Source organism: Trebonia sp., from assembly GCF_049794275.1.
In the GTDB taxonomy this organism is placed as follows: Bacteria; Actinomycetota; Actinomycetes; order Streptosporangiales; family Streptosporangiaceae; genus Trebonia.
In genome coordinates this window covers 1-2,006 of sequence record NZ_JBARCR010000038.1, presented here as the reverse complement: position 1 = coordinate 2,006, position 2,006 = coordinate 1, and the positions used below count along the sequence as shown (strand labels likewise).

The following is a 2,006-nucleotide window of genomic DNA, read 5'->3' as shown; positions in this document are numbered from 1 at the left end:
ACCCGGCTGAGCTCCGCGACCGACAGCAGCGTGACCAGCCCCGCGGCCAGCAGCAGCGCGGACTCCGCCGAGGTGTTCCACACGGATGCGGCGTACCCGATCACCAGCGACGCGATCGCGGCGAGCCGCCGCCCGCGCAGCACCGCGGTGAAGAACGCGACGATCAGGCCGAGCCACGCGGCTCGCGCGCCGAGCGCGGTCGCGCCGAGCGTCGTCCCGAGGACGACCGCCAGCACCGCGCCCGGGTACCGTCTGCGCGCGAGCAGCGCCAGTCCGCCGGTGACGAGCAGGATTATCCCGAACGTACCGGGCCGGCTCTCCTTCGCACCGTGCCAGTGCGGGGCGGCGAGCGACGCGGCAAGTTCCACGCCGATCACCAGCGCCGCGAGCGCCGTATCGGCTGCCCGCTGTCGTGCCGTGGTAGTCATCGCATTCCCGACGCTACCCGCGGGCCGCGCCGGGTGTCGTCGTCCTGGGGTTGACTTTCCGCGCCCAGGGATACTCCACAGGGACGATGCGATCCTGCCCGCCGCCCCGACGACGGCAGCGGGCCGCGGGCCGCAGGCTTGCTCCCATGGCAACTATCCAGATACGCGGGCTCGTCAAGCGGTTCGGCCCGGTGACCGCGGTGAACGGCCTCAGCTTCGACGTCACGCCGGGCACCGTGACCGGCTTCCTCGGCCCGAATGGCGCCGGCAAGACCACCACCCTCCGCATCCTTCTCGGCCTGGTGTCCGCCGACGCGGGCACCGCCACCATCGACGGTCTGTCCTACCGTGAGCTGCCCGAGCCGCTGCACCAGGCCGGCGCCGTGCTCGAGGCGGCTGGCTTCCACCCGGGCCGGACTGCCCGCGCGCAGCTGCGGATCCAGGCGCTGGCCGCGGACGCCGACGCGTCCAGGATCGAGGACGTCCTCGACCTGACGGGGCTCACCGCCGCGGCGGACCGCCGGATCGGCGGGTTCTCGCTCGGCATGCGGCAGCGGCTCAGCCTGGCCGCCGCGCTGCTCGCCGACCCGGAGGTGCTGATCCTCGACGAGCCGGCCAACGGGCTCGACCCGGAGGGCGTCCGCTGGCTGCGCGGACTGCTGCGCGGGTTCGCCGCGGAAGGCGGCACCGTGCTGGTGTCCAGCCACCTGCTCGCCGAGGTCGCGCAGACCGTCGACTCGGTGGTGATCATCAACAGCGGCCGCCTGGTCGCGCAGGGCCCGGTGGCCGAGCTGACCGCCGGCGGGGCGGGCCTCGAAGAAACCTTCTTCCAGCTGACCGGGGAGGCATCCCGATGACCGAGCTCGTTTTTCCTGTCGCCGCGCCGCGGGCACGGCGAGGCGGGTTCGCCCGCGTTGTCCGCGTCGAACTGCTCAAGCTGACGAGCACCCGGCTTGGCTACGGGCTGCTCGCCGTGGTGGCCGGGCTCACCCCGGTGTGGACGTCGATCGCGGCGTCCCGAGCGGGCAGCGGCAGCGGTGGCCCCGCGCCGCTGTACACCGCCGCGGGGCAGACCACGATCATCGCCGGGGGCGTGTGGAGCATGATCATCGCCATGGTGCTCGGCGTGACGATATCCAGCGGCGAGTTCCGGCATCACACCGCGACGAACACCTACCTGGCGGTGCCCGACCGCAACCGGGTGCTGGCCGCCAAGGCCGTGGTCGGGGCGATAGGCGGCGCGGTCTACGGCATCGCCGGGTTCGTCACGGCGCTGGCGGTCGGCCTGTCATTCACCGCCGCCCACGGCTACCGGCTGGTCATCGGCGCGGGCACGCTCGCTGACTGGGGCATCGGCCGCGTGGTGGGCACGGCGCTGCTCGGCGTGCTCGGCGTGGTCGTGGGCTCGCTGGTGCGCTCCCAGCTCGCCGGGGTGGTCGGCGTCTTCGTGTGGGCGCTGCTGCTCGAATCGCTGATCGGCGGGCTGTTCGGCGCGGCCCGGCCGTACCTGCCCTACACGGCCGCGACCTCGCTGGCCGGCACGCCGCTGGGCGAGGCCGGCTTCAGCCCGGCCAGCGG

At 73.7% G+C, this 2,006-nt stretch carries 1 protein-coding gene and 2 pseudogenes; 2 read left to right on the top strand and 1 reads right to left on the bottom strand.

Features of this window, described 5'->3' with window-relative positions; all coding sequences use genetic code 11:
* Positions 1-428 (bottom strand): annotated as a pseudogene (locus WA805_RS01005) (hypothetical protein); the annotation flags it as partial.
* Between the two features lie 146 nt (positions 429-574).
* Here WA805_RS01005 and WA805_RS01000 point away from each other — a divergent pair.
* Positions 575-1,285 (top strand): ABC transporter ATP-binding protein, encoded by a 711-nt coding sequence (locus WA805_RS01000; RefSeq protein WP_422286198.1) that lies wholly within the window; start codon positions 575-577, stop codon positions 1,283-1,285.
* A pseudogene (locus WA805_RS00995) lies at positions 1,282-2,006 on the top strand (hypothetical protein); the annotation flags it as partial. The gene WA805_RS01000 and the pseudogene WA805_RS00995, both read left to right, overlap by 4 nt.

What these genes read in the sequence shown, in the direction of transcription:
- WA805_RS01000 (WP_422286198.1), top strand. Translation starts at nt 575, where the DNA reads ATGGCAACTATCCAGATACGCGGGCTCGTCAAGCGGTTCGGCCCGGTG.